This window comes from Actinocrispum wychmicini (assembly GCF_004345645.1).
In the GTDB taxonomy this organism is placed as follows: domain Bacteria; phylum Actinomycetota; class Actinomycetes; order Mycobacteriales; family Pseudonocardiaceae; genus Kibdelosporangium; species Kibdelosporangium wychmicini.
Genome location: NZ_SLWS01000008.1, coordinates 216,465 through 240,421, shown reverse-complemented (window position 1 = coordinate 240,421; position 23,957 = coordinate 216,465). Strand labels below are relative to the sequence as shown.

Sequence of the window (23,957 nt, the reverse complement as noted above, 5' to 3'; positions counted from 1 at the left end):
CCTCTAGCTCAGCCGCAGCATGGGTAGGGGCGCGGCGGCAGTTCTTTCCTTGCCGCGCTTGAAGGGGGTGATCGCGGTGCCGATGTAGACCGCTTCGGCCAGGTGGTCATGCTGGTGGTCGCCGCCGTTGGCGCACGCCTGGTGCCACACCCGCAGCGACGACGTGCGGATGACGACTCCGGCGGCGCCGGCCTGCCCGGCTTCCTCGCGCATTCGCCTGCGGGCCGCGGACCGGGCGATCTGCACCAGCTGGGTCTGGCCGGTGATCTCGGTGTTGTACCAGGAGCCCTGCTGCATCTGGGTGCGCCAGTCGTCGTGCCGGATGGTGACCGACAGGCCAAGGGTCAGTCCACAAGGGACCCAGCCGGCGCGCATCAGCTTGGCGAAGTCCTGACCGGTCAGATCGGACAGGAACGGGTGTTTCGGACGTACCTCGCCGTCCGCCCGCACGGCCGTGCCGATCGCCTGGAACTCCAGGCCGCCGGCGGGAAAGGGCTCGATGGTCAACGTCACCGCGACCACGCCGTCGCCGCCGAGGCCGGCGGCCTCCTGGCGCATCCGGCCGATCGCGAGCATCCGCGCCTCGTACATGGCCTGGCGGACCGACACCGCCTCACGGACCTGGGCCGCGTCGGTGTTCCACCGGCCCCACCCGCTGTAGCCGCAGCTCATCCGGCCCATGTAGCCCACGTGGTAGACGCAGCTGCCCATCACCTGGCCGACCGGGCTGAACCCGACCGACCGGATGGCGTGGTGCTCGGCCACCGTCAGGTCGGAGGTGAACGCGTGGTCGGCCCGCATCATCGCCAGCCGTTGCTGGGCGCGGACCGGCAGCCGGCCGTGCTCCAACTCCTCGATGCTGGCCGCCTCGACCTCCTCCGGCGACAGGCCGTCGAATCTGGTCACGGCATTTCCGGCGACGTGAGCTTCTGCAACGCCTGCGCCGCGGCCGCGTGTGACTTCGCGTACTCGGCGAGCGCACTGGCCAACTGGCTCGACCACACGTCCATGCCGACGGTCTCGGTGCGCATGACGACACCGCCCGACTCGTGCCGAATCTGGGCGACGACGGGCTTCCCGACACCTTCACGCCGCAGCGTGTAGCGATGGTCACCGAACAGCACGCCGACGCTGAGCACGGGACTGTCCTCCTTCGCGCGGCCGAACAGGCCGCGCTTGCGTTCGACCTCGACCATCTCGGCCGGCAGGCTCGCCGACAACGTGTTGATCAGGAAACCCGCGTACATCGACAGGTCGCCGCTGTCGGCCCGCAAGGACGCCGCGAGCACCTCAAGATCCCAACCGGACACATGTCCATACTGCTCCGCCGGAGGTGAAGCCCGCAAAGGAACCACCACAACGGGCCGTAATGCCCGATATGTCCCCGAATACCACAACAGCTCCGCGCTCGCAGCGCCACCGGACGAGCACGCACCAGGACAGGCGGCAAGGCGATAGTCTGTTCGGCCGAAGGGAGACCGTCCAGCGATGAGCACCGAGCCGAACTGTGCGTCGTGCGGTCAGCCGCACGGTTTGTGGGCCACCGACCGGTTGACGTTGTTGCTGGACAGGTGGGGGTGGGACGACCGGGCCGCGGCGGTGCTCCGCGAGTCCAAGCCGACGTCGTTGCTCGTGGTCGATGTGGACAACTTCAAGCGGGTGAACGACCGGTTCGGTCACGTCGCCGGGGACGAAGTGCTGAAAGGCGTGGCCGAAACGCTGCGCAGGATCACCCGAAAGAGTGATCTGCTGGGTCGGTACGGCGGTCAGGGCGGCGACGAGTTCCTGGTGCTGCTGCCGGAGACCGGGATCGAGGACGCGCGGGTCATCGCCGAACGGATCCGGGCCGGCATCCGCGACATGGCCGTCACCGCGCCGGTTCCCGGTGGGACGACGACCGTCGAGTCGGTCAGCGTGTCCATCGGAGTGTCCGTGGGTGATCCCGACACCGACCTGGAAAGCCTTGTGGTGGACGCGGACGCGGCGTTGCGCAACGCCAAGCGCGGCGGCCGCGACCGGGTGGGAACGTCCAAAGAGCACAGAAGACGCGCGGTGCCGTGGCGGCTGGCGGCAGTGGGGGCGTGCGTCGCGGGCGCGATGATCGCCGTTGTGACAACGGACAAACCAGTGCCTCCCAGGGATTCGGCCGCGGACCACCCTGCCGCGCCGCCGCCCTTCCAACTGACCGTCACCGTCCCGGCCACGGTCACCGCGACCCCGGTGCGGACACCGCAAGCGCCCAAGCCGCACACCAAGAAGACACCAGCCGTCCGGGAAGACACACCGACACCCAGCACGACCACGCGGTGCGTCCCGTGCGAAATGATGACCAGCGCGGTCAACAAGATGACACCGTTCCTGCCGCACTGACCACGAGCGGCGGACTGGGCCGCCGCCCGTTTTCGCACTACTTGGCCTCGCCGATTTCCTTCTGCTCCGAGGTGCCCAGGGTTCGCTTCACCGACTCGAAGATCGCCAGGCCCTGGCCGACCAGGCCGGCGGCCATCTCGCCCATGCCGTCGGCGCCGTTGATGATGTTCACGTTCGCGCCGGACATGCCGCCGGCCGCTTCCTTGACGATCTGCGGCAGTTGCTCGATCAGCAACTGGTCCAGGGAGACGCGGTTGTGCGACGCGGCCGCGGCGGCCTGGATCTCGGTGGCCTCCGCGTCGGCCTTGGCCAGGATGCGGACCTTCTCCGCCTCGGCCTGGGCCGGCTTGATCACCTCGGCGACCAGTTGCTGCTCGCGCAGCAGCGCTTCGCGCTGGGCCAGGTCGGCCTTGGCGTCGATCACCTCTCGCTGCGCCTGGGCCTGGGTCAGCGGACCGGCCTGGGACGCGAGCGCCTGCGCTCTGTCCACTTCGGCCTTGTACTGGGCCTGGACGACCGAGGTCTGCCGGGCGAACTCCGCCTGCCGGCGCTGCGACTCCTGGCCGGCCTCGGCCGCCTCCTGGTCGGCCCTGGCCTGGGCGATCTGCGCCTCCCGCTGGATGGCGGCGTTGTGCGGCGCGGCCATCGCGGCGATGTAGCCGAGTTTCATGTCGTCGATCGACTGGATCTGCAACGAGTCGATGGTCAGGCCGATCTTGGCCATCTCCACCGCCGAGCCGTCGAGCACCTCGTTGGCCAGCTTCTGGCGTTCGGTGATGATCTCCTCGACCGTCATCGAGCCGACGATGGACCGCAGGTGGCCGGCGAAGATCCGGCCGGTCAACACGGACATCTGGTCCTGGTCGGACAGGAAGCGCTGGCCGGCGTTGACGATGCTCTCGGTGTCGTTGCCGACCTTGAACGCGATCACCGCGCGGACGCTGAGCGCGATCGCCTGCTTGGTCACACACGTCTCGGAGATCTCGGCTTCCACCATACTCAGTGACAGGAACCGAACTTTCCGGAAGAACGGCATGATGAAGGCACCGTGGCCGGTGACGACCCGGAAGGGTGCCCCAGCGTTGCTCCCCCTCATCTTGCCCCCGGAGATCAGCATGGCCTCGTCAGGCGCGGGGACACGGTAACCGAACATCGCTTGCGCTCCTATGTAGCTTGTGTGGTGAAGGGATCAGACCACGGGGCGACGTGGACTGTCCGGGATTTGCCGCATTCAATCACCAAAACGGTGGAACCTTTGGGCAGCGGCTCGTCGGAGTACGCCAGGTACGTCTCGGACCCGCCGCGGATCCTGACCAGGACCTCGCCCGGGCCGTCCGAGCCACGCGTCCCGACCAGCAGGACACCGATGTGCCCCAATGGCGACAGATCAGCGACCACCGCACACCCCCGAGCCGTGACGACCACCCAGGTCATCAAGGTCAAACGCTAGAGCATCACCACCACAATGCACCGGTTTGTCCCCTCGTGGCGAATTTCGTGCTACAACAGTATGATAACGTGCTGTCAGGCACGAAATCAGGGGGTGCGGTGGCGAACGCGACGAGCGGGACGTGCATGCAGTGCGGCCGGAAGATTCCCGCCCAACGCGGAAAGGGCCGACTTCGGCAGTACTGTGACAGTACCTGCCGGAGCGCCGCCCGCCGGTCGCGATCGACTGGCGTCAAGCCAAGCTTGACGCCGTTGTCACGTAAAGGCATGCTTGACGTCGTGCGCACCGAACCGCTGCCCGCGGTGGCCATGGCCCGCGCGGAGCTCGAACGAAGCGAGCAGGCGCTGCGCGACGCGGTCGACCATGCCCGCGAGCGCGGCCACACCTGGCAGGAGATCGGGGACGTGCTCGGCACCACCAGGCAGGCCGCCTTCCAGCGGTTCGGCCGCCCGGTCGACCCACGAACAGGAGCCCCGATGACCGGAACCGCCCTGCCGGGCGCCGCGGACCACGCGGTCGAACTGCTCGGCGACATCATCGAGGGCGAGTACGAGAAGGCCCGCCGCGACTTCGACGACAAGGTGCGCGACGGGCTGAGCGCGACCCAACTGGCCGCCGCCTGGGCCCAGATGGCCGGCATGGTCGGCGCGTACGAGTCGATGGGCACCCCGCACGCCTATCCGGCCGGCGACTACACCATTGTGGACATCCCGTTGTCGTTCGAGGCAGGCGACCTCACCGGCCGGGTCACGTACTCGACCGACGGCAAGGTGGCCGGCCTGCACCTCATCCCGAGAGGCAAGTAACACGGCCGGTTGGAAAAGGCAGTTGCGTTCCCCCTCGCCGCGAGCTACCGTTGGTAGATCTTCATCCTGTGGATGTCGGCTGAAGCCCCCACGGGATCCCTTGATCCAGCACCTGATGACCGGTGCTGTGGATCCATATTCGCGAAGGGGTTACCCACCCATGCACACAAACGGCATTCTGGACATTGTGGACGGCCGAGCGGCCGTCCGGACCGACGGCTACCTGCCCGGCCCGGACGACGTGACCGTCCCGATGTCCTTGGTACGCAAGCACAATCTTCGCCGAGGCGACACCGTCGCCGGCGAATCCGACAACAACCGGCTCACCACCCTCGACACGGTCAACGGCCAGCGGTCCCTCACCCGGGCCAACTTCGCCGACCTCGTTCCGTTGTACCCCAACGAACGCCTCCGTCTGGAGACCGAGCCGCACATTCTCACCACCCGCGTGGTCGACCTGTTGACGCCGGTCGGCAAGGGCCAGCGGGCCCTGGTCGTGGCACCGCCGAAGGCCGGCAAGACCTCGGTGCTGCAAGCGATCGCGCACGGCATCAGCAAGAACCACCCGGAGTGCCACCTGATGGTGGTGCTCGTCGGGGAACGTCCCGAGGAGGTCACCGACATCGCCCGGTCCGTGCCCGGCGAGATCATCGCGGCGACCTTCGACGAGCATCCGAGCAGGCATGTCGCGCTCGCCGAGCTGTCCATCGAACGCGCCAAACGCCTGGTCGAGATGGGCCGGGACGTGGTGGTCCTGCTGGACTCGCTGACCCGCCTCGGCCGCGCCTACAATCTGGCCGCCCCCAGCAACGGCCGAACCCTGTCCGGTGGCATCGACGCCGGGGCTCTCACCCCGCCCAAGCGTTTCCTCGGCGCGGCACGGAACATCCAGGACGGCGGCTCGCTCACGATCTTCGCCACCGCGCTGGTGGACACCGGTTCGGTCGGCGACAACTTCCTCTTCGAGGAGTTCAAGGGAACCGGCAACGCCGAACTGCGTCTGGACCGCAAACTGGCCAACAAGCGCGTGTTCCCGGCCGTCGACATCGCGCAGTCCAGTACCCGCAAGGACGAACTGCTGATGTCCGCCGGCGAACTGGCCGCCACCAAGGCGCTGCGCCGGGCCCTGTCCGGCCGCGAGATCGACGTGTTGCTCGACGGCCTGCGCAAGACGCACACGAACATCGAGTTCCTCAGCCAACTGGGGCGCTGAGGGGCACCGGGAAGTCCCTGAGCCGCCGGATCCGGCTGGCCAGCAGGATCAGCACCGACGCGGCCGACAGCCCGGTCATCAGCCACATCGTGGTCCGTACGCCGAAGGCGTCCGCCAGGCCACCGCTGAGAACACCGGCGAGCGGAATGGTCCCGTAGTTGACCACCGACCCGCTGGCCATGATCCGGGCGAACATCTCGGGCGGGCAGTACCGCTGGCGGAACGTGCCCTGGATGACGTTCGACGCCACCACACCCACACCGGCCGCCAGCACGCCGACGCCGAAGACCACCAGCCCGATTCCCGGCTGCGTCAACGGAATCAGCAGCGCCGGCGGAAGCCCGAAGACCTGGCAGAGCAGAACGGCACGCGCGGTGCCGAACCGACGCGCCAGCCGCCCGGCGATGAGCGAGCCCACGACACCGCCCATGCCGCCGACGGCGAACATCACTCCGACGATCGCCGAGTCGACGCCGACATCCCGGACGAGGAACACGACGGCGAGCGACTGGTATCCGGTCAACGCCAGGTTGGAGACGGCGCCGAAGCACGTCAGGACGCGCAGCAGCGGGTCATGCGCGACGAACCGCAGCCCCTCGCCGATCTCCGTGCGCAACCGTTGGCGCGGTCTCGGCGCCTGCCGGTAGTCGCCCGTTTTTCTCAGGTACAGCAAGGAAACCAGGAAGCTCAACGCGTCGACCAGGACACCGGTGGCAGCGGTGAGGATCTGCGCCAGCAGGCCGGCGAGCCCCGGCCCGACCACCTGCGTCGTGGACTCGCTGGCCTGCAACTTCGCGTTCGCGGTGAGCAAGTCGTCGCCTCGCACCAACGCGGGCACGAAAGCCCGGTACGCCATGGTGAAGAAGACCTTCGCGCACCCGCCGACCAGCGTCGCCACAAGTACGTGCGCCACGGTCAGCGCTCCGAACCAGGCCGCGACCGGCACGCTCGCGAAAGCCAGGAACGACACGGCATCGCCCGTCATCATCACCAGCCGGTGGCGGCCCAACCGGTCCACCCACGCCCCCGCCGGCAGGCCGATGGCCAGCCACGGCAGCCAGTAGGCGGCGTTGACCAGGCCGACCGTGAACGGGTCGGCGTGCAGCGTCACCACGGTTACCAGCGACAACGCCACCGAACCCACGCTGCTGCCGAGCAGGCTGACGGTCTGGCCGAACCACAGCCGCCGGAAGTCGCTCATGGCCGGCCCGGTGTGCCGAACGCGAACAGGAAGACCGGCTTACGCTCCTGCTCGTCGTCCGGGACGTCCCGGTCCGACCACCGGTTGAACAACGCGATGACCTCGGCCGACAGCTCCTTGAGCTCGGCGGCGCTGAGATCGATCCAGGTATCCGTGGAGAAGGGCGCACCCTTCCATTCCTCGGGGTAGCTCTCCCAGTTCTCCAGCCCGGAACGCGCGATGTTCATGGCGTGCTCGAGGTTCAACGAGCTGGCCGCGTAGAAGATCGGGTCGTCGGGAAAGTCCTGCGCGGACCACCGCAACCGGCCCGGCACCCGGCGCCACCAGCGTTCTCGCCGGTCACGGGCCAGTTCGGGGGCCTCCTCCACCAGCTCGCACTCGGCGAGCACCTTCAGGTGGTGACTGATGTTCCCCACAGCCTGACCGGTGTACTCGGCCAGTGCGCTGACCGTTGACGGGCCGTTCACCCGGAGGACGTCCATCAGGCGTCGCCGCACCGGGTGCGCCATCGCGGCCAGCACCTTCGAGTCCTTGATCTCCCGCGTCTCCCGCTCCATGGGCCCGAGAGTAGATGTACAAGAGCTCTTGTGCAACTACTCTTGTATACTTGCGTGGCGTAAGGGTGTGCAGGTGATGGCCACGGCTTGGACGACGAGGCCGCCGACAGCGATCCACATCGCGGTCCGGTTGCCCAGCGCGTCGGCGAGCGCGCCGCCGAGGGGCGCGCCGATGACGATCATGCCGCGGTTGAACGAGCGGATGGTGGCGTTCATCCGGCCCTGCAGGCGGTCCGGGGTCACCGACTGGCGGAACCCCATCTCGGCCGGACCGTCGAACCCGATCGAGAACCCGAACAGCAACTGGCCGAGGCAGAGCACCACCAGCCCGGCGGTTCCGTTGGTGGCCAACGGAATCAGGCCGTATCCGAGTGGCGTGAACCAATGGCCGGCGATGATCGTCGGCCCGGCTTTGAACCGCCCGGACAGGCTGGCGCCGAGCACTCCCCCGACCCCGGCGAACGCGTACGTCACCCCGAGCGCGAACGCGTCGAACCCCAACTCGTTGAGCACGAACACGACCATGACCGTGCTGACCATCCCGTTGAACAGGAACCAGGCGTGCGAGCCGAGCGCCAGCGGCGCCAGCATCCGGTGCCGGTACACCCACCGCACGCCTTCCTTGAGTTCACGGCCCAGATGCCGGTGCTCGACCGGGGCGGCCTTCTCCTCGGTCGCCAGCGACCTGAGAACGAGTCCGGACACCAGGTAGGAGACCGCGTCGAGCAGGATCGCCATGGGCGCGGTGATCACGTTCACCAGCCACCCGGCGATCATCGGCCCGGCCGCCTGCGCCACCGAGTTGGTCTGTTCCATTCGCGCGTTGGCCCGCGTCAGCAACGCGGCGGGAACCAGGCGAGGCAGATACGACAGCTGGGCGGCCTCGTACACCAACGAGAACAGCCCGAAGACCACCATCAGTCCGATCAGGACAGTCATGGTCAACGACCCGGTCGCGGCCAGGACCGGGATCAGCCCCAGCAGGCCGGCCCGGATCAGGTCGGCCGTCACCAGGATCGGCCGGCGCCGCCACCGGTCCACCAACACCCCGGCCACCAGCCCGACGACCAGGTACGGCAGCCACCGGGCCCCGCCCAGCACTCCCAACGCGGTGGCCGACGCCCCGAGGTTCACCACCGCCAGCACCTGAACGGCCAACCCGGTCACGTAGGTGCCGACCAACGACACAGTGTCCGCCACCCAGAACCGCAGGTAGTCCGGATACGCGGTAAGTTTCCCCCTAGTCACGCCTTCAGTATCGTGAATCATGCGCATCGCTGTCCTCTCGGACATCCACGGCGTCCTGCCGGCGCTGGACGCCGTCCTCGCGGAGCCGGATGTCGCCGCCGCGGACCGGATCGTGCTCACCGGTGACACCGCGGCCGGTCCGCAGCCCGGCCCGGTGCTCGACCGGCTGCGCGCGCTCGGCGACCAGGTCCGGTGGATCAGCGGAAACGCCGACCGGGAACTCGTCGAGTACCGAGGCGGCGGGCCGTGCACGATCCCCGATCCCATCGCGCCATGGGCGGCCGACCAGCTCACCGACGAACAGGTCGGTTTCCTCGCCGGGCTGCCGAAGACGTTGCGGATGGGCGAGGTCCTGTTCTGTCACGCGACGCCGCGTGACGACGAGGAGATCGTCCTCGTCGACTCCCGGCTCGAACGCTGGAGCGAGGTGTTCGCCGGTCTCGACCCGTCGGTCGCCACCGTGGTCTGCGGCAACACTCACATGCCGTTCGTCCGGCTCGCGCACGGCAGGCTGGTGGTCAACCCGGGCAGTGTCGGCATGCCCTACGGCCGTCCTGGCGCCCACTGGGCGCTGCTCGGGGCGGGGGTCGAGTTGCGCCGCACGGTGTTCGACGTCGACGCGGCCATCGCCGACATCGTCCGCGACAGCGGCTATCCGGACGCCGCCGAATGGGCCGACTATTACCTGAAGGCCCGCGCGTCGGACGCCGAGGCTATCGGGGTTTTCGGCGCACGGGACGGGCGTGAAACTTAAGTATGTAGTACCGGCCCAGGAATGGTGAAAGGATTCCGTCGCCGTGCCATTGATGGCACATGGACGGGAGGGTCCGGTGAGACGTAAAGGTACGTCCGTTTCATTTCTCGCGGTCGTTTCGACCGCATTGTTGTCGGTGATGGCCGGTGGGGGTTCGGCTGCCGCCGGTCCGCTTGGCGTGGCCCAGGACGGGCCGGACCAGGCGGTGATCGTGATCATGCGGAACCAGCGGCCGGACCTGAAGCCGAAGGCACAGGCCGAGCAGCGGCAGCAGGCCGTCGACAGCGACCAGAAGCCGGTGGTCGACGACCTGAAGGCGCACGGCGCCAGCAAGATCGAGCAGCTCACCACGGTCAGCGCGGTGGCGGCGACGGCCAAGCCGGACGAGGTGCGGCGGCTGCAGGCCGACCCGCAGGTCGCCGCGGTCGTCCCGGACCGCACGCTGATCTCGCCGCTGGCCCGCAACAACGGCAGCAAGGCCAAGGGACCCAAGCTGGACCAGCGGATCTGCCCGCCCGACCCGGGCCGGCCGCTGCTCGAACCGGAGGCGCTGGACCTCACGCACACCGAATCGCAGGATCCGCACGCGCAGCAGGCGCACTCGATCGCCACCGGAAAAGGCGTGAAAGTCGCTTATGTCGCGGACGGTATTGATGTGAACAATCCGGACTTTGTTCGCCCGGACGGCAGCCATGTCTTCTTCGATTTCCAGGACTTCTCCGGCGACGGCGTGAACGACGACTCAGGCGGCGGCGAGGCATTCGGCGACGCGAGTTCCATCGCCGCCCAGGGCAACCGGGTCTACGACCTGTCCACCGAACTGCCGTTCTCCGGCCTGCCCGCCGGCTGCACGATCCGCATCCGCGGGATGGCGCCGGACAGTTCGATGGCCGGCATCAAGACGTTCGGCCAGTTCGGCGCCACCACGTCCGGTTTCGTCCGCGGCATCGACTACGCCGTGAACCACGACAAGGTCGACATTCTGTCCGAGTCGTTCGGCTCGAACCCGTACCCGGACACCTCGCTCGACCCGATCTCACTGGCCAACCAGGCCGCGCTGGACGCGGGCGTGACCGTGGTGGCGTCCACCGGTGACTCCGGCATCGGCGGCACGACCGGCTCGCCCGCCAGTGACCCGCGGTTCATCGCCGTCGCCGGCACCACGTCGTACCGGCTTTCCGCGCAGGCCAAGGGATACACCGGCTGGGTCAACAACAATATCACCGGGTTGTCCTCCGGTGGCCCGACCCTGAACAACCGGCTGCCCGACCTGGTCGCGCCGGCGTTCGGCGGGATGGCCGACTGCACGGTCGACCCGACCAAGTGGGGCGACTGCGTCTCGCTGACCGAGCCGTTCGGCGGCACGAGCCAGTCCGCGCCGCTCGTGGCCGGCGCCGCGGCCCTGGTCATCCAGGCGTACGCGGACTCGCACAACGGACGACACCCGGCGCCGGAACTGGTCAAGAAGATCCTGACCGGCACCGCGACCGACCTGAACACACCGTCCGGCGAGCAGGGCGCCGGCCTGGTGAACAGCTACCAGGCGGTGCTCGCGGCGAAAGCCATCGACGGCGGGCACGGGCAGGGCGGCAACGGCCTGGTCCCGTCGACCACACAGCTCAACCTGATCGGCACGCCGGGCTCGACCCAGCACGGTTCGGTGACGCTGACCAACACCTCGTCGCAGCCGCAGGTCGTCACCCAGACGTCCCGTGAGCTGGGCGGCCCGACCTGGAAGGTCACCAAGAACGAGCAGGTCACCGGCACCGCACCGGCCGCGGGCAACCCGCCGGCCGGCCCCGCCGAAGGCCCGGAGGCAGCGCCTTCGTTCACGTTCAACGTCCCGAACGGCACGCCGTTCTTCGACACGTCCATGGTGTGGCAGGGCACCCGGACGTCCGGCCAGCTGGTGATCGAACTGTTCGACCCCAAGGGCCGGCTGGTGCAGGAGTCGTACGACTACGGGTTCACCGACTTCCAGCACATCGACGTGCACGACCCCGTCCCGGGCACGTGGACCGCGAAGATCCTGTGGGGCAACGGCCGAGGCCACTACCAGGAGCCGGTGCCGACCCCGGGGACGTTCCGCGGCCCGATCTCCGTGCAGATCACCGGGCACGACTGGACCTCCTTCGGCGGTGGCCAGGCGAAGGTCGTCCCGGCCGGTGGTTCGGCCGCGTTCGACGTCTCCGTGCCGCTGCCCGCGCAGGCCGGTGACCGGCCGGCGGCGCTGCAGTTCGACACCAACCTGGGCACCCACCTGTCGGTGCCGGTCGCGCGCCGGTCGCTGATCCCGGCCGTGGACAACGCCACGTTCAACGCCACCATCACCGGCGGTGTCGGGCGCGTGCTCGGCCAGTCGCTCGGTTACTACCTGGACGTCCCGGCCGGCAAGAGCAGCCTCACGCTCGACCTGACCTCGCCGGACCCGGCCACCACGCTGGTGTACTACCTGGTCAGCCCGGACGGCCAGATCCTGTCGGTGGACACGAACGTGACCGACACGAAGTGGGGTGACGCGTCCAGCGCCAAGCCCACGAACACGGCCAGCATCACGGCGAACCAGCCGGCGGCGGGCCGCTGGCAGCTGATCGTCTCGTTGCCGGGCAACGTGGCCGGCAAGGAGTTCAGCGAGCAGGTCACCGGCCGGGTGCACTTCAACGGCACCACGGCCCGTCCGGTGAACCTGCCGAACAGCCCGAGCACCAAGATCAAGGCCGGCCAGACGGTGACCGCCTCGATCGAGGTCACCAACACCGGTGCGGCCGGCCAGTGGTTCTTCCTCGACCCGCGGCTGACCGGCGAGGCGGGCGTCAAGCTGACCCCGTCGAGCGGTGACACGGCCATCAACCTGCCCGAGGACCAGGCCACCACGCATCCGCCGACGTGGTGGGTGCCGACGCACACCAGCAAGCTCAGCGAGACCGTGGCCGCCTCCGCCCCGGTGGACGTGGACCTGTTCCCGTTCGCCGGCAACCCGGAGACGTTCAAGAAGGCCGGCAACGGCCACAACACGGTCGACACCGCACTGGCCAAGCAGTTGGCCACCGGCAACTGGGCGACGGACATCGCCGAGGTCGGGCCGTTCCCGAACGGCGCGCCCGCCGCGACAGCCAACGTCTCGGCGACCGCGCAGACCATGCCGTTCGACGCGGCCGCGCACGGCCAGACCGGTGACATCTGGCTGGAGGCCGTCGGTGGCGGTCCCGAAGCGCCGGTGTACGTGGTGCCTGGCGTGAGCCGCAACATCACCCTGGCCATCACGCCGTCCGCCCCGGCGGGCACGGTCGTGCACGGCGTGGTGTACGTGGACACCTTCAACCCCGAGGTGGCCAACGGGTCCGAACTGGTCGGTATCCCGTACAGCTACACCGTGGGCTGACATTTTCCGGCGGTGCCCGCCCGTGTCCCGGGCGGGCATCGCCGTTGTCATGGGCTCAGACTGGAGGCATGCGAAGGCGCATTGTGACTCTGGCGATCGCGGCCGCGGTGCTGGCGATCAGCCTGTTCGGCCTTCCGCTCGCCGCCGGGGTGGCCAAGTACAACCTGGATGCCGAGCGCACCGAGCTGGAACGGATGGCGGCACGGGCCGCGTTGACCGTCGCCGCCGAACTGCCCGGCGACCAGCCGCCGTCGGTGCAGTCGCCGGAGCCGGAGACCGTGATCGGGCTGTACTCCCCGGACGGCGCCCTGCGGTCCGGCAACGGACCGTCCACATCGGACCAGGTGGTGCGCAGGGCACTGCGGGACCAGGTGGCCGACGGCAGCGCGAACGGGGACGTCGTGGTCGCCGTCCCGATCGACGTGAACGGGACCCTGGTGGGGGTGGTCCGGGCCGCGACCCCGTACAGCGAGGTGATGCTGCGGACCGGCATGATCTGGCTCGCGATGGCCGGGCTTGCCGCGATCGCCGTGGTCCCGACCTGGCTGGTGGCCCGCAGGATGGCCGCCCGGCTCGCGCATCCGCTCGAGGACCTCAGCGCCGCGGCGGGCGTGTTGGGGGACGGCGACTTCACGGTACGGACCGCGCGGACGGGTATCCCGGAGATCGACGCGGTCGGCATGTCCCTGGACACCACCGCACAGCGGCTCGGCGAGACCCTCGAACGAGAACGATCGTTCTCCGCGAGCGCGTCCCACCAGTTGCGGACCCCGCTCGCGGGCCTGCGGCTGCAACTGGAGGCCGCGTTGGAGACGCCGGACATGGACCTGCGGGCGGCGATCCGCGCCGGCATCGACTCGGCCGACCGCCTGGAACGCACGGTCACCGACCTGCTGGCGTTGGCGCGGCGGAACGGTGTCGCCCGTGGACCGGTCGCCGACGTGGCGGCCCTGCTCGCCGACGTCCGCACCACCTGGCACACCCAGTTGGCGTCCGAGGGCCGCGACCTCACGACTCGCCTGCGGGCGGCGCCGCAGCCCCGGGCGGCCGAGGCGGCGCTCCGGCAGATCTTGAACGTGTTGGTGGACAACGCGTTCACGCACGGCTCCGGGAACGTGACGGTCACCGCACGGGACGCCGGCGAGACGCTCGCGGTGGACGTCGCCGACGAGGGAACAGGGATCGACGAGCAGCACGACCCGTTCACCCGGCAGGTGGACGGCCACGGCATCGGCCTGTCCCTGGCGCGTAGCCTCGCCGAGGCCGAGAACGGCAGGCTGATCCTCAGTTCGGCCACCCCGACCTGCTTCACCTTGCTGCTCCCGACGGTCGAGTCACCGTGAGTTACGCTCCGCCTGTGTTCCGCGTACTGCTGGTGGAGGACGACCGGACAATCGGGCAGGCGCTCGAGTCCAGCCTCCGGTTGAACCGCTACGAGGTCTACTGGGCCGTCACCGCGGCACAAGCGCTGGCGCGGGCCGGGGACACCCCCTTCGACCTGATCCTGCTCGACCTCGGCCTGCCCGACATGGACGGCGTGGACGTCTGCCGGCGGCTCCGAACCATCACCCCACCGTCGGTGCTGGTGATCCTCACCGCCCGCCAGGACGAGATCGACGTGGTGGTCGGCCTCGAAGCCGGCGCCGACGACTACCTCACCAAGCCGGTCCGGCTCGGCGAACTCCTCGCCCGCGTCCGCGCCCACCTCCGCCGCGGCCCGGTCGGCGCCCCCACCCAGGCCACCATCACGGTCGGCGACCTGCGCGTCGACACGGCCGGCCGCCGGGTAAGCGTCGCCGGCCAGGAAATCCCGTTGCGCGCCAAGGAATTCGACCTGCTCGCCCGGCTGGCGGAACAACCAGGGGTCGCGGTCAGCCGGGACACCCTGATGACCGAAGTCTGGGACGCCCACTGGTACGGCTCCACCAAAACCCTGGACGTGCACATCGCGGCCCTGCGCCGAAAGCTGGCGGTGACGCCGTGCCCACCGGAGATCTCGACGCTGCGCGGCCACGGCTACCGGTTGGAGATCCCTACGCGCTGAACGAGTCCCTGACCACCCGCCCACGCTGCACCACCAGAGCCACCCCGCGGACGAACAGCTCGGTGTCCGCCAACGGGTTGCCCGCGAAACCGGCGATGTCCGCGCGTTTACCCACTGTGATCGTTCCTACTTTGTCCGCGATGCCCAGGATGTCGGCGTTGACGCTGGTGGCGGAGACCAGGGCGGCCATCGGGTCTTCCACTTCGGCGCGGAGGACCAGTTCGCGGCCTCGGCTTTCCTGGTTCGGGCCGATCAGGTCGGAGCCGGAGCCGATTCGGACTCCCGCCTTGCGGGAGGCGTGGATGGCGTCGATCTGTCCTTGCCAGACGGTGCCGACTCGGGAGGTGATGGCCTCTGGGAGTCCTGTCGTCGTGAGGGCGCGGACCACCGCGAGGGTGGGGACGTGGGCGACTCTGTGGGCGGCCATGAGGGCGGCTGTCTTCTCGTCGATCTGGGAGCCGTGTTCGACACAGCGGACGCCGGCGGCGATCGCGTTGCGGATGCCTTCGTTGTTGTGGGCGTGCACGGTCACGTAGGTGCCCCGGGCTGTTGCTTCCTGGACCGCGGCTGCGATCTCGTCGACCGTGAACTGGGTGTCGGTGAGTTCGTCGTGACGGGACACCACGCCGCCGGTCACGCACATTTTCAGGAATGAGGCGCCGCGGCGGAAGGCTTCACGTGCGTTGCGGCGCACCGAGTCGGGCCCGTCGCCCAAGAGGGACAGGGTGCGCAGGCCGGGGACCGAGTGGTCGACCCAGTCCGCGGTGGGTTCCCAGTCGGTGGCGAAGTGGCCGTGGCCGCCGGTCTGGCACAGCACCGGTCCACAGTGGATGATGTGCGGGCCGGGCACTTTTCCGGCGGCGACCACACCGGCCAGGCCGTTGTCGATGCCACCGGTGTCGCGGACTGTGGTGAACCCCGAGTGCAGTGTCCGGCGGCAGTTGTCGAACATGTCCGCGGCCAGCTCGGCCACGGACACCGCCCGGGTGACGCTGGCGTTGATGTCACTGGACAGTCCGAAGTGGACATGGGCGTCGATCAGGCCCGGTGTCAGTGTCATCCCCGTGCAGTCGACCACGTCCGGGCCGGACGGCCGGCCGCCGACCTCGGTGATCACCCCGTCCTCGATCCGCACGGCCTGGTCGGGCACGGGATCCGCGCCTGTGCCGTCCACCACTGTCGCGCCTGCCAGCCACATCGTGTCACTCACGCAGTCAGACATACGGTGTTACGCTGCCATCCGCAACCGCCGATGGCAGCGAACATGGTTACGGCGGCCCTTCGTGCAGTACGCGACGAAGCCGAAGCCGCCCGCGCCCAAGCCGCCGGCTCGGCCACCCGCTACCCGATCGGCTCCATCGACTTCACCCGGGACGACTGGATCGAGCACTACGGCGACCTCCAGTAAGGACGCAACAGAAACAGGCGAACGGCAACTACACCAGTGTGGTGCTGATCGAGGACAACTCCGCCGGCAGCGGCCTGGCGAACGCACGCCTGCACGGCGGCACGCTGGTGCTCGTCTGTGTCCTGCTGCTCGCCGGCTGCGGCGTCCGGCCCAGCGGCACGCCCGCACCGCGCGGACAGGCCGAGGGAATCGTGCTTTACCTGGTGCACAACGGAAAGCTCACACCGGTGGTCCGCACTGGCACGCGGCCGCCGATCGGCGACCTCGTCACGTTGCTGGCCGCCGGTCCGCTCCCCGAGGAGGAGGGCTACACCACCGAGGTGCCCCAGGGCACCAAGCTGCTGTCGACCGGCCAACCGCCGCCGGAGCTGACGTTGTCCGTGGATGTGGCCGCGCTGTCCGACAACGCGGTCGACCAGATCCTCTGCACCGCCGGATACCGCAGCAGGGGCGTCATCCTGATCGGGCAAGGTCAGAGCCGCGGTCCGCACCGGTGCACCGTGGAGTGACCCGGGTCACCCCACATGGACCATGGGCCGGCGGGCCGGGTCTGTCTCGGCCTGCCGCAGCACCTCCCGGGTCAGCGGGGGGACGTCGCCGGAGCCGGTCAGCACGTAGCCGAGCAGTTGGATGATCGGGTTCGTCTCCATCCACGCGAAGTACACGTGCGGCAGCTTCCCGGTCACGTCCCGCACGTGCAGCAGCAGCGCGGCGATCGCGTTGGGCACGGCGGGGGCCTCGACCCGGAGGATCCGGTAGCCGAACCGTTCCTCGCCGCTGACCCGCAGCACGTCCTCGAACTCCGAGGAGTCCGGCACGGTCACTTCGAGGAACAACACCGCGTCCCCGGCCGGGATGTGGTGGTCGGCCCGTTCCTCCGCCTCCTTCTCCCGGTACTCCTTCTCGTCCCGCTCGTCCGGCTCGTTGGCCACGATCCGGATGTCCTCGCCCTGGTACTCGGTCAGGAACTTGCTGGCGAGCTCATCCATCTCCACGCCGGTGACCCGCAGTTCGAACGACCGTGAGGTGCGCGAGATCAGCGACAGCGCGATGATCGCGACGATGAAGAACGCGGCGATCTTCACGCCATCCGGGCGCTCCACGATGTTGGCGCCCGTGGTGTACAGGAACACCAGCGTGATGATTCCGAAGAGGACTGTCCACCTGCGTGACCGCCGCCGGTACGCGGTCAGCGTGACCGCCAGCGCGGCGGACGTGATCAGCACCAGCACACCGGTCGCGTACGCGCCGCCCTGAGCGTCCACATCGGCGTCGAAGATCAGCGTGATGGCGAACGCGATCAGCGTGAACACCACGACCAGCGGCCGGATCGCCCTGGTCCAGTCCGGTGCCATGCCGTACCGCGGCAGGTAGCGGGGCACCAGGTTGAGCAGGCCCGCCATGGCCGACGCGCCGGCGAACCAGAGGATCGCGATCGTGCTGAGGTCGTACCCGGTGCCGAACCACTCCCCCAGGTACTCGTGCGCGAGGAACGCCAGCGCGCGGCCGTTGGCCTCGCCGCCGGGCTGGAACTTGTCCTGCGGGATCAGCAACGTGGTGGCGATGCTGCTGCAGATCAGGAACACGCTCATGATCAGCGCCGCGGTCGTCAGCAGCCTACGGGTGTTGCGCACCCGGCCAGGCAGGTCGTCGCTGTGCACCAGCGGCATCACCGACACGCCCGTCTCGAACCCGGACAGGCCAAGCGCCAGCTTGGGGAACACGACGAGCGCGATGGCGACCGCGACCCACCAGTTGTTGTGTTCGGCCCGCAGCAGGTTGGACCAGTCCACGATCAGGTGCGGCGCGGTGATCACGTGTTCGAGCGCGACCGAGACGACCACCGCGTTGAGCGCCAGGTAGATGATCACCAGCCAGACCGCGATCCCGATGGCCTCCTTGAAACCCTTCAGGAACACGCCGCCGAGCAGGGCGACCAGCACCAGCGTCACCGGTACCTGCCAGCCGTTCAGGAACTCCGGCACGAACGGGTTCTCCAGCACGTGCGCGGTGGCGTCGGCCGCGGACAGCGTGATGGTGATGATGAAGTCGGTCGCGGCGAAGCCGAGCAGGACCAGCACCACCAGCTTGCCCCACCACTTCGGCAGCTGCTTCTCCAGCATCGCGATGGAGCCCTGCCCGTTCGGGCTTTCCTTGGCGACCTGGCGGTAGACCGGCAGGGCGCCGAACAGGGTCAGCAGGATCAGCACCAGGGTGGCGATCGGCGAGACCACACCGGCGGCGAGCGCGGCGATGCCCGGCTGGTAGCCCAGGGTGGAGAAGTAGTCCACACCCGTCAGGCACATGACCTTCCACCAGGGCTTGCCCTCGTGGCCCACGTCCTGCACATGCGGTCCGGACAGCTGGCCCTGGCGCTGCGGAAGCCCGTCGAGCAGCCACGTTCGGAGTCTGGAGTTCGTCGGCACAGGACCGGAGACTACCTGTGGACCCTCCGTCCGCCGGTTGTCGGCCTTGTCCTTACCGGTGTCCGGCCACAGCCGGCCGAGGGCCGGTGATCTTGACGGTTTCCCGACGTGTCCTCATGCGACGACCTGGCGATTTTGACAGAATCCTTACGCCGCCGCCGACGATGGTCGCGGCGACCGCTGTCCCGCCCAGCAGGATCGCGGCGTGCAGGCTGGCGGAGCCCAGCGCGAGCTGACCGGTGTGCCCGATGATGAAGCTGGCGTACAACAGCCAACTCTGCAGCGCGACGATTGCCGCGCCGGGCAAGGTTGTCACCGCCGAGACGACCGCGACCATCAACACAGGCGCGGTCAGGTCGCCGGTGGCCGACGCGACAATGGTCGCCATGATCCCGCCGGCGAAGCCCAATCCGGTGCCGTACAGGGCCGAGACCCTCGGCCAGCGTTCCAGGGACGTCCGCATGACACTGAGTGAAACCCGCCCAGCACCAGGCGATGCCGGGGCTTGACGGAATCCTGACGCGGCGGCCGCACGGTTTGACGGCATGCCGACGTGATCAGTTTCTACGCTGGGGAAATGCGCGACATCTACCACGACCGACTGGACCACCTCGTCGACCGGCTCGTCACGATGTGCCAGCTCGCGGCCGACGCGATGCGGGACGCGACGGCCGCGCTGATGACGTGCGACCTCACGGCCGCCGAACGGGTGATCGCGGACGACCGGGTCGTCGACATGGCCCGGTCGACGTGTGAGTCGGACGCGCACCTGTTGCTGGCGTTGCAGGCGCCGGTCGCGGGCGACCTGCGGCTCGTGATCATGGCGATGCACGCGGCCGACAGCCTGGAGCGGATGGGCGATCTGGCCGAGCACGTCGCCGAGACGGTCCGCCGCCGTTACCCGCGGCAGGTCCTGCCCGCCACGTTGCGGCCGAGGTTCGCGGCCATGGGCGGCATCGCGGTGACCCTCGCCGAGAACGCCGCGACCGCGTTGCGCACGAGGGATCCCGCGATCCTGGCCGCGGCCGACGAAGCGGACGGGGAACTGAACGACCTGCACCGATCCCTGTTCGCGATCCTGGAATACCAGGACTGGGCGTACGGCGCGGGCGCGGCGGTCGACGCCGCCCAACTCAGCCAGTGCTATGAACGTTTCGGCGACCACGCGGTGTCGATCGCCCGCCGGGCAACGTTCGTGGCGACCGGCACGATGACCCGGGAGGCCAGTTAAGGGAACTTCATGGTCCCGCAACGCGCGACACGGCGATTTACCGGTAGGTGGGTTGGAAGCGGTAGCCGGTGCCTGGCTCGGTGATGAAGTGGCGTGGCTCGGCGGGGTTCTCTTCCAGTTTCTTGCGCAGTTGCCCGACGTACACCCGCAGGTAGTGCGCGTGGTGCACGTGGTCCGGGCCCCAGACCGCCTCCAGCAGCTGCCGCTGGGTGACCAGCCGGCCCTGGTGGCGGATCAGCATCTCCAGGATCGCCCACTCGGTGGGGGTCAGGTGGACCTCGGTGCTGCCGCGCCGGATCTTCTTCGCCGCCAGGTTGACCGTGAACGACTCGGTGTCCACGACGAGGTCCTCCTCGACGTGCTGGCCGGCGTTGGCCCGGCGCAGCGCGGCCCGGACGCGGGCCATCAGCTCGTCCATGCCGAACGGCTTGGTGACGTAGTCGTCGGCGCCCGCGTCCAGCGCGCCGATCTTGCTGCTCGCGTCGGTTCGCGCGGACAGCACGATGATGGGTATGTGCGTCCAGCCGCGCAGCGCGGTGATCACCTGGGTGCCGTCGATGTCAGGCAGGATCAGGTCGAGCAGGACCGCGTCGGGGGCGGAGTCGGCGGCGGCCGTGAGCGCGGACCTGCCGTCGTGCACGGTGATCACCTGGTAGCCACGGGCGACGAGGTTGATCCGCAGCGCGGTCGCGATCTGCGTCTCGTCTTCGACTACCAGGATCCTGGTCATCTGTGCTCCGCTGGGAACGAGATGACCACGGTGAGGCCGCCGCCCGGGGTGTCCTCGGCCCGGATCGTGCCGCCCATCGCCTCGGTGAACCCCTTGGCCACGGACAGGCCGAGGCCGACCCCCGGGGTGGCGTCCCGGTCGCCGAGCCGCTGGAACGGGGTGAACAGCGAGGTGTCCTCGGCGCCGCGCGGCACGCCTGGTCCATGGTCGACGACGCGTAGTTCGACCTGGTCGGCGTGCGTGCTCGCCCGGACGGTCACGCCGCTGTTGCCGTGCCGTACGGCGTTGTCGACGACGTTGGCCACCACCCGTTCCAGCAGCCCGGCGTCGGCCAACACGTCCGGGAGGTGCTCGGCGATGGCGACGGTGACCTGGTTGCGTCCGTCCAGTCCGGCGAGTGCCCAGCCGACCACCTCGTCGTACCCGACGGGCAGCAGCACCGGCTCGACGGCGCCGGTGGCCAGCCGGGACGAGTCCAGCAGGTTGTCCACCAGGCCGGTGAGCCGGTCGGCGGACTCCTCCACGGTCGCCAACAGTTCCGCCGTGTCCTCTTCGGACAGTTCGAGGTCGGGTGCGCGCAGGCTGCCCGCGGCGGCCTTGATCGACGTCAGCGGGGTCCGCAGGTCGTGGCCGACGGCCGACAGCAGGGCCGTGCGCAGCTCGGTCGTCGCGGCTTTCCGCTCGGCCGCGATCGTCTGGGTCGCCATCCGCTGCTGCCGCAACGCCAACAGCGCCTGCCCGGCTGCGGCCTCCAGCACCCGCCGGTCGGCGGCGGGCAACGTCCGGCCCCGCAACGCCAGGTGGACCTCCGCGTTCACCGGGATGTTCACGTCCGCGTCGCCCGGCTCCCGGCACGGGTCGTCGCCGGTGCAGGCGACCACGGTCCACTCGCCTTGTTTTTCCAGCAGGGACACCGAGGTCAGCCCGAAGTTCTCCTTGACCTTCGCCAGCAGCCGGTCCAAGGGCCGGTCGTGGGACAGCACGGTCCGCGAGTAGGACGCCAGCAACGCCGCCTCGGTCCGGGCCCGTGCCGCCTGCTGGGCCCGCCGGACGGCCCGGTCCACCACCAGCGACACCAGGATCGCGACGACCACCATGATGATCAGCGTGACCAGGTTCTCCGGTTCGGCGATCGTCAGCGAATAAATGGGCGGCACGAAATAGTAGTTGAGCAGCAACCCGCTCAACACCGACGCGATCAGCGCCGGCCCGAGACCGCCGACCAGCGCGACCACGATCGTGGCCAGGAAGTAGTCGATCACGTCCGTGGACACGGCCAGGTCCTGCCGCAGCACGGCGCCGATCACGGTCGCCAGCGCGGGCAGCATCAACGCGAGCAGCCAGCCGATGGCCTTGCGGCGGCGCGGCAGCGAACTGCGGGTGAACAACGTGGCCCGCAACCGGCCGCTGGTTTCGCCGTGCGTGACCATGTGCACGTCGATCGGCCCGGATCGCTGGACGACGGACGCGCTGATGCCCTCGTCGAACAGACGCGCGAAGCGGGTTCGCCGCGAGGTCCCGAGGACGAGCTGGGTGGCGTTGACTCCGCGCGCGAAGTCGAGCAACGAGGTGGGAACGTCGTCCCCGACGACGGTGTGGAACGTGGCGCCGAGGTCACGGGCCAGCTTGCGGTACCGGGCCACGGACTGAGGCGAGGCGCTCGCCAGGCCGTCGCCACGCAACACTTGCAGCACAAGCAGTTCAGCGCCGGCACGGGCGGCGATCCGGCTGCCGCGGCGGATCAGCGTCTCGCTTTCGTTGCCGCCGCTGATCGCGACCACGACTCGTTCCCGGGCTTCCCACGTGTCGGTGATGTCCTTCTCGACCCGGTAGCGCTGGAGGGCCACATCGACCTGGTCGGCGACCCACAGCAGGGCCAGCTCACGCAACGCGGTGAGGTTGCCTGGCCGGAAGTAGTTGCCCAGTGCGGCGTCGATCCGGTGGGCGGGGTAGACGTTGCCGTGCGCGAGGCGGCGGCGCAGCGCCTCCGGGGTGATGTCGATCAGTTCGATCTGGTCGGCCTGGCGGACCACCTCGTCCGGGACGGTCTCGTGCTGCTGGGTCCCGGTGATCCGCTCCACCACGTCGTTCAGTGACTCAAGGTGCTGGACGTTCACTGTGGACAGGACGTCGATGCCCGCTTCGAGCAGCTCTTCGACGTCCTCCCACCGCTTGGCGTTGCGCGAGCCGGGGACGTTGGTGTGCGCCAGCTCGTCGACGATCACGATCTCCGGCTTTCGCGCCAGGACGCGGTCGACGTCCATCTCCTCGAACTCGAGCCCGCGGTGCCACATGTGCCTGCGCGGCACCGCTTCCAGCCCGTCGAGCAGTTCCGCGGTCTTGGCCCGGCCGTGGGTCTCGACGAACCCGGCCACGACGTCGGTGCCGCGTTCCTGGCGCCGCCGCGCCTCCCCGAGCATGGCGAAGGTCTTCCCCACACCCGGGGCGGCACCGAGGTAGATCCGAAGCTCGCCCCGGCGGCGTCTGCCGTCCATGACCCGTCCCGCGGCCGTCTGCGTCGACATCTCAGTGTTTCTCTGCCTGCACCGCCAGGTTGAGCTTCAGCACGTTGACCCCGGGATCACCGAGCACGCCCAGCCCACGGCCGATGGTGTTGGCCTCGACCAGTTCCCGCAGCCGTTGCTCGGACACGCCCGTCACCCTGGCCACCCGCGGGACCTGCAGTTGCGCGTACGCCGGACTGATCTGCGGGTCCAGGCCCGAACCGGACGCGGTGACGGCGTCCACCGGCACCTGCGCCGGGTCCACCCCCTCCCGCTTGGCGACCCCGTCCTTACGCTGCTGGACGATGGCCAGGTAGTCCGCGTTGTCCATGCCCTTGTTCGACGCGCCTGAGGGCGTGGACAGGTCCGCCTGTCCCAACGGGTCCTTCGCCAGCGCGGAGGGTCGGGTGTGGAAGTACGGGTCGTGGTCCGGGTCCTTGGCCTGCGGGTCGATCCCGATCAGCGCGGAGCCGACCGGCTGGCCGTTCTGGCTGACGACCGAGCCTTCGGCGTTGGCCTCCAGGCCCGGGATCCGGCTGACCAGCCATACCCCCAGGGGGTACAGAACCCCGAGGACGACCGTCATCACCAGCAGGATCCGCAGGCCGGCGAGTGTTTGCTTCACCATCGTTG

At 69.2% G+C, this 23,957-nt stretch carries 21 protein-coding genes and 1 pseudogene; 10 read left to right on the top strand and 12 right to left on the bottom strand.

The features are described from left to right. Window positions 1-3 precede the first annotated feature (3 nt). The gene (locus EV192_RS34000) at window positions 4-906 is read right to left on the bottom strand and encodes a heavy metal-binding domain-containing protein (protein WP_132122698.1); all 903 of its coding nucleotides are present in this window, start codon (window positions 904-906) and stop codon (window positions 4-6) included. After that, window positions 903-1,310, bottom strand: coding sequence for a hypothetical protein (locus EV192_RS33995; protein ID WP_132122697.1), 408 nt, complete (start codon window positions 1,308-1,310; stop codon window positions 903-905). Before EV192_RS33995 ends, EV192_RS34000 begins: the two co-directional genes overlap by 4 nt. A gap of 178 nt (window positions 1,311-1,488) precedes the next feature. On the opposite strand from EV192_RS33995, the gene EV192_RS33990 reads away from it, so the two are divergent. Then, entirely contained in the window at window positions 1,489-2,370 is an 882-nt protein-coding gene (locus EV192_RS33990) for a GGDEF domain-containing protein (RefSeq protein ID WP_132122696.1), read from the top strand. Window positions 2,371-2,407: 37 nt separating this feature from the next. On the opposite strand, the gene EV192_RS33985 is transcribed toward EV192_RS33990, so the two are convergent. After that, entirely contained in the window at window positions 2,408-3,523 is a 1,116-nt protein-coding gene (locus EV192_RS33985) for an SPFH domain-containing protein (RefSeq protein WP_132122695.1), read from the bottom strand. 575 nt (window positions 3,524-4,098) lie between these two features. On the opposite strand from EV192_RS33985, the gene EV192_RS33975 reads away from it, so the two are divergent. Then, window positions 4,099-4,626, top strand: coding sequence for a DUF3887 domain-containing protein (locus EV192_RS33975; protein WP_165960768.1), 528 nt, complete (start codon window positions 4,099-4,101; stop codon window positions 4,624-4,626). 169 nt (window positions 4,627-4,795) lie between these two features. Beyond that, window positions 4,796-5,839 (top strand): annotated as a pseudogene (locus EV192_RS33970) (transcription termination factor Rho, short form); the annotation flags it as partial. Here EV192_RS33970 and EV192_RS33965 read toward each other — a convergent pair. Genes EV192_RS33965 through EV192_RS33955 form a run of 3 tightly spaced genes read right to left on the bottom strand, consistent with a single transcriptional unit; the run spans window position 5,820 to window position 8,845 of the window. Further along, window positions 5,820-7,040, bottom strand: a complete 1,221-nt coding sequence (locus EV192_RS33965; protein ID WP_132122692.1) for an MFS transporter — start codon at window positions 7,038-7,040, stop codon at window positions 5,820-5,822. The pseudogene EV192_RS33970 and the gene EV192_RS33965 sit on opposite strands and share 20 nt — an antisense overlap. Then, window positions 7,037-7,597, bottom strand: a complete 561-nt coding sequence (locus tag EV192_RS33960; protein ID WP_132122691.1) for an ArsR/SmtB family transcription factor — start codon at window positions 7,595-7,597, stop codon at window positions 7,037-7,039. Before EV192_RS33960 ends, EV192_RS33965 begins: the two co-directional genes overlap by 4 nt. A 36-nt stretch (window positions 7,598-7,633) precedes the next feature. Continuing rightward, on the bottom strand, window positions 7,634-8,845 hold the full coding sequence (locus EV192_RS33955; protein WP_243727245.1) for an MFS transporter: 1,212 nt from the start codon (window positions 8,843-8,845) through the stop codon (window positions 7,634-7,636). A 19-nt stretch (window positions 8,846-8,864) separates the two neighbouring features. Here EV192_RS33955 and EV192_RS33950 point away from each other — a divergent pair, with 19 nt between their 5' ends. From EV192_RS33950 to EV192_RS33935, 4 genes are all read left to right on the top strand, one after another. After that, entirely contained in the window at window positions 8,865-9,599 is a 735-nt protein-coding gene (locus tag EV192_RS33950) for a metallophosphoesterase family protein (protein WP_132122689.1), read from the top strand. Window positions 9,600-9,675: 76 nt separating this feature from the next. Next, entirely contained in the window at window positions 9,676-12,981 is a 3,306-nt protein-coding gene (locus EV192_RS33945) for a S8 family serine peptidase (protein WP_207926356.1), read from the top strand. 68 nt (window positions 12,982-13,049) lie between these two features. Beyond that, window positions 13,050-14,324, top strand: coding sequence for a sensor histidine kinase (locus tag EV192_RS33940; RefSeq protein ID WP_132122687.1), 1,275 nt, complete (start codon window positions 13,050-13,052; stop codon window positions 14,322-14,324). A gap of 14 nt (window positions 14,325-14,338) precedes the next feature. Beyond that, complete coding sequence (locus EV192_RS33935; RefSeq protein ID WP_132122686.1) at window positions 14,339-15,025, top strand: response regulator transcription factor; 687 nt, start codon at window positions 14,339-14,341, stop codon at window positions 15,023-15,025. Here EV192_RS33935 and EV192_RS33930 read toward each other — a convergent pair. Next, window positions 15,015-16,235: a metal-dependent hydrolase family protein gene (locus EV192_RS33930; protein ID WP_243727244.1), complete on the bottom strand. Its 1,221-nt coding sequence runs from the start codon at window positions 16,233-16,235 to the stop codon at window positions 15,015-15,017. The genes EV192_RS33935 and EV192_RS33930 overlap by 11 nt on opposite strands. Window positions 16,236-16,289: 54 nt before the next feature. Between EV192_RS33930 and EV192_RS54255 the strand changes: the two genes are divergently transcribed. Together EV192_RS54255 and EV192_RS33925 are read left to right on the top strand one after the other, a co-directional pair. Then, a complete protein-coding gene (locus tag EV192_RS54255) occupies window positions 16,290-16,433 on the top strand; it encodes a hypothetical protein (RefSeq protein ID WP_165960767.1) in 144 nt (47 codons plus the stop codon). Between the two features lie 41 nt (window positions 16,434-16,474). Then, the gene (locus tag EV192_RS33925; RefSeq protein ID WP_132122685.1) at window positions 16,475-16,942 is read left to right on the top strand and encodes a GerMN domain-containing protein; all 468 of its coding nucleotides are present in this window, start codon (window positions 16,475-16,477) and stop codon (window positions 16,940-16,942) included. 6 nt (window positions 16,943-16,948) lie between these two features. Here EV192_RS33925 and EV192_RS33920 read toward each other — a convergent pair whose 3' ends face one another. Together EV192_RS33920 and EV192_RS33915 are read right to left on the bottom strand one after the other, a co-directional pair. Then, a complete protein-coding gene (locus tag EV192_RS33920) occupies window positions 16,949-18,859 on the bottom strand; it encodes an APC family permease (RefSeq protein WP_132122684.1) in 1,911 nt (636 codons plus the stop codon). Between the two features lie 52 nt (window positions 18,860-18,911). Beyond that, window positions 18,912-19,322, bottom strand: coding sequence for a hypothetical protein (locus EV192_RS33915; protein ID WP_132122683.1), 411 nt, complete (start codon window positions 19,320-19,322; stop codon window positions 18,912-18,914). 114 nt (window positions 19,323-19,436) lie between these two features. On the opposite strand from EV192_RS33915, the gene phoU reads away from it, so the two are divergent. Continuing rightward, entirely contained in the window at window positions 19,437-20,090 is a 654-nt protein-coding gene (gene phoU, locus EV192_RS33910; RefSeq protein ID WP_132122682.1) for a phosphate signaling complex protein PhoU, read from the top strand. A 37-nt stretch (window positions 20,091-20,127) separates the two neighbouring features. Here phoU and EV192_RS33905 read toward each other — a convergent pair whose 3' ends face one another. From EV192_RS33905 to EV192_RS33895, 3 genes are read right to left on the bottom strand one after another with little or no spacing between them, the layout of a single operon-like run. Next, window positions 20,128-20,820, bottom strand: a complete 693-nt coding sequence (locus EV192_RS33905; RefSeq protein WP_132122681.1) for a response regulator — start codon at window positions 20,818-20,820, stop codon at window positions 20,128-20,130. Further along, complete coding sequence (locus tag EV192_RS33900; RefSeq protein WP_132122680.1) at window positions 20,817-23,315, bottom strand: sensor histidine kinase; 2,499 nt, start codon at window positions 23,313-23,315, stop codon at window positions 20,817-20,819. The genes EV192_RS33905 and EV192_RS33900 overlap by 4 nt, the downstream gene beginning before the upstream one ends. 31 nt (window positions 23,316-23,346) lie before the next feature. Then, window positions 23,347-23,952: a potassium-transporting ATPase subunit C gene (locus EV192_RS33895; protein WP_132122679.1), complete on the bottom strand. Its 606-nt coding sequence runs from the start codon at window positions 23,950-23,952 to the stop codon at window positions 23,347-23,349. Between the last annotated feature and the right edge of the window lie 5 nt (window positions 23,953-23,957).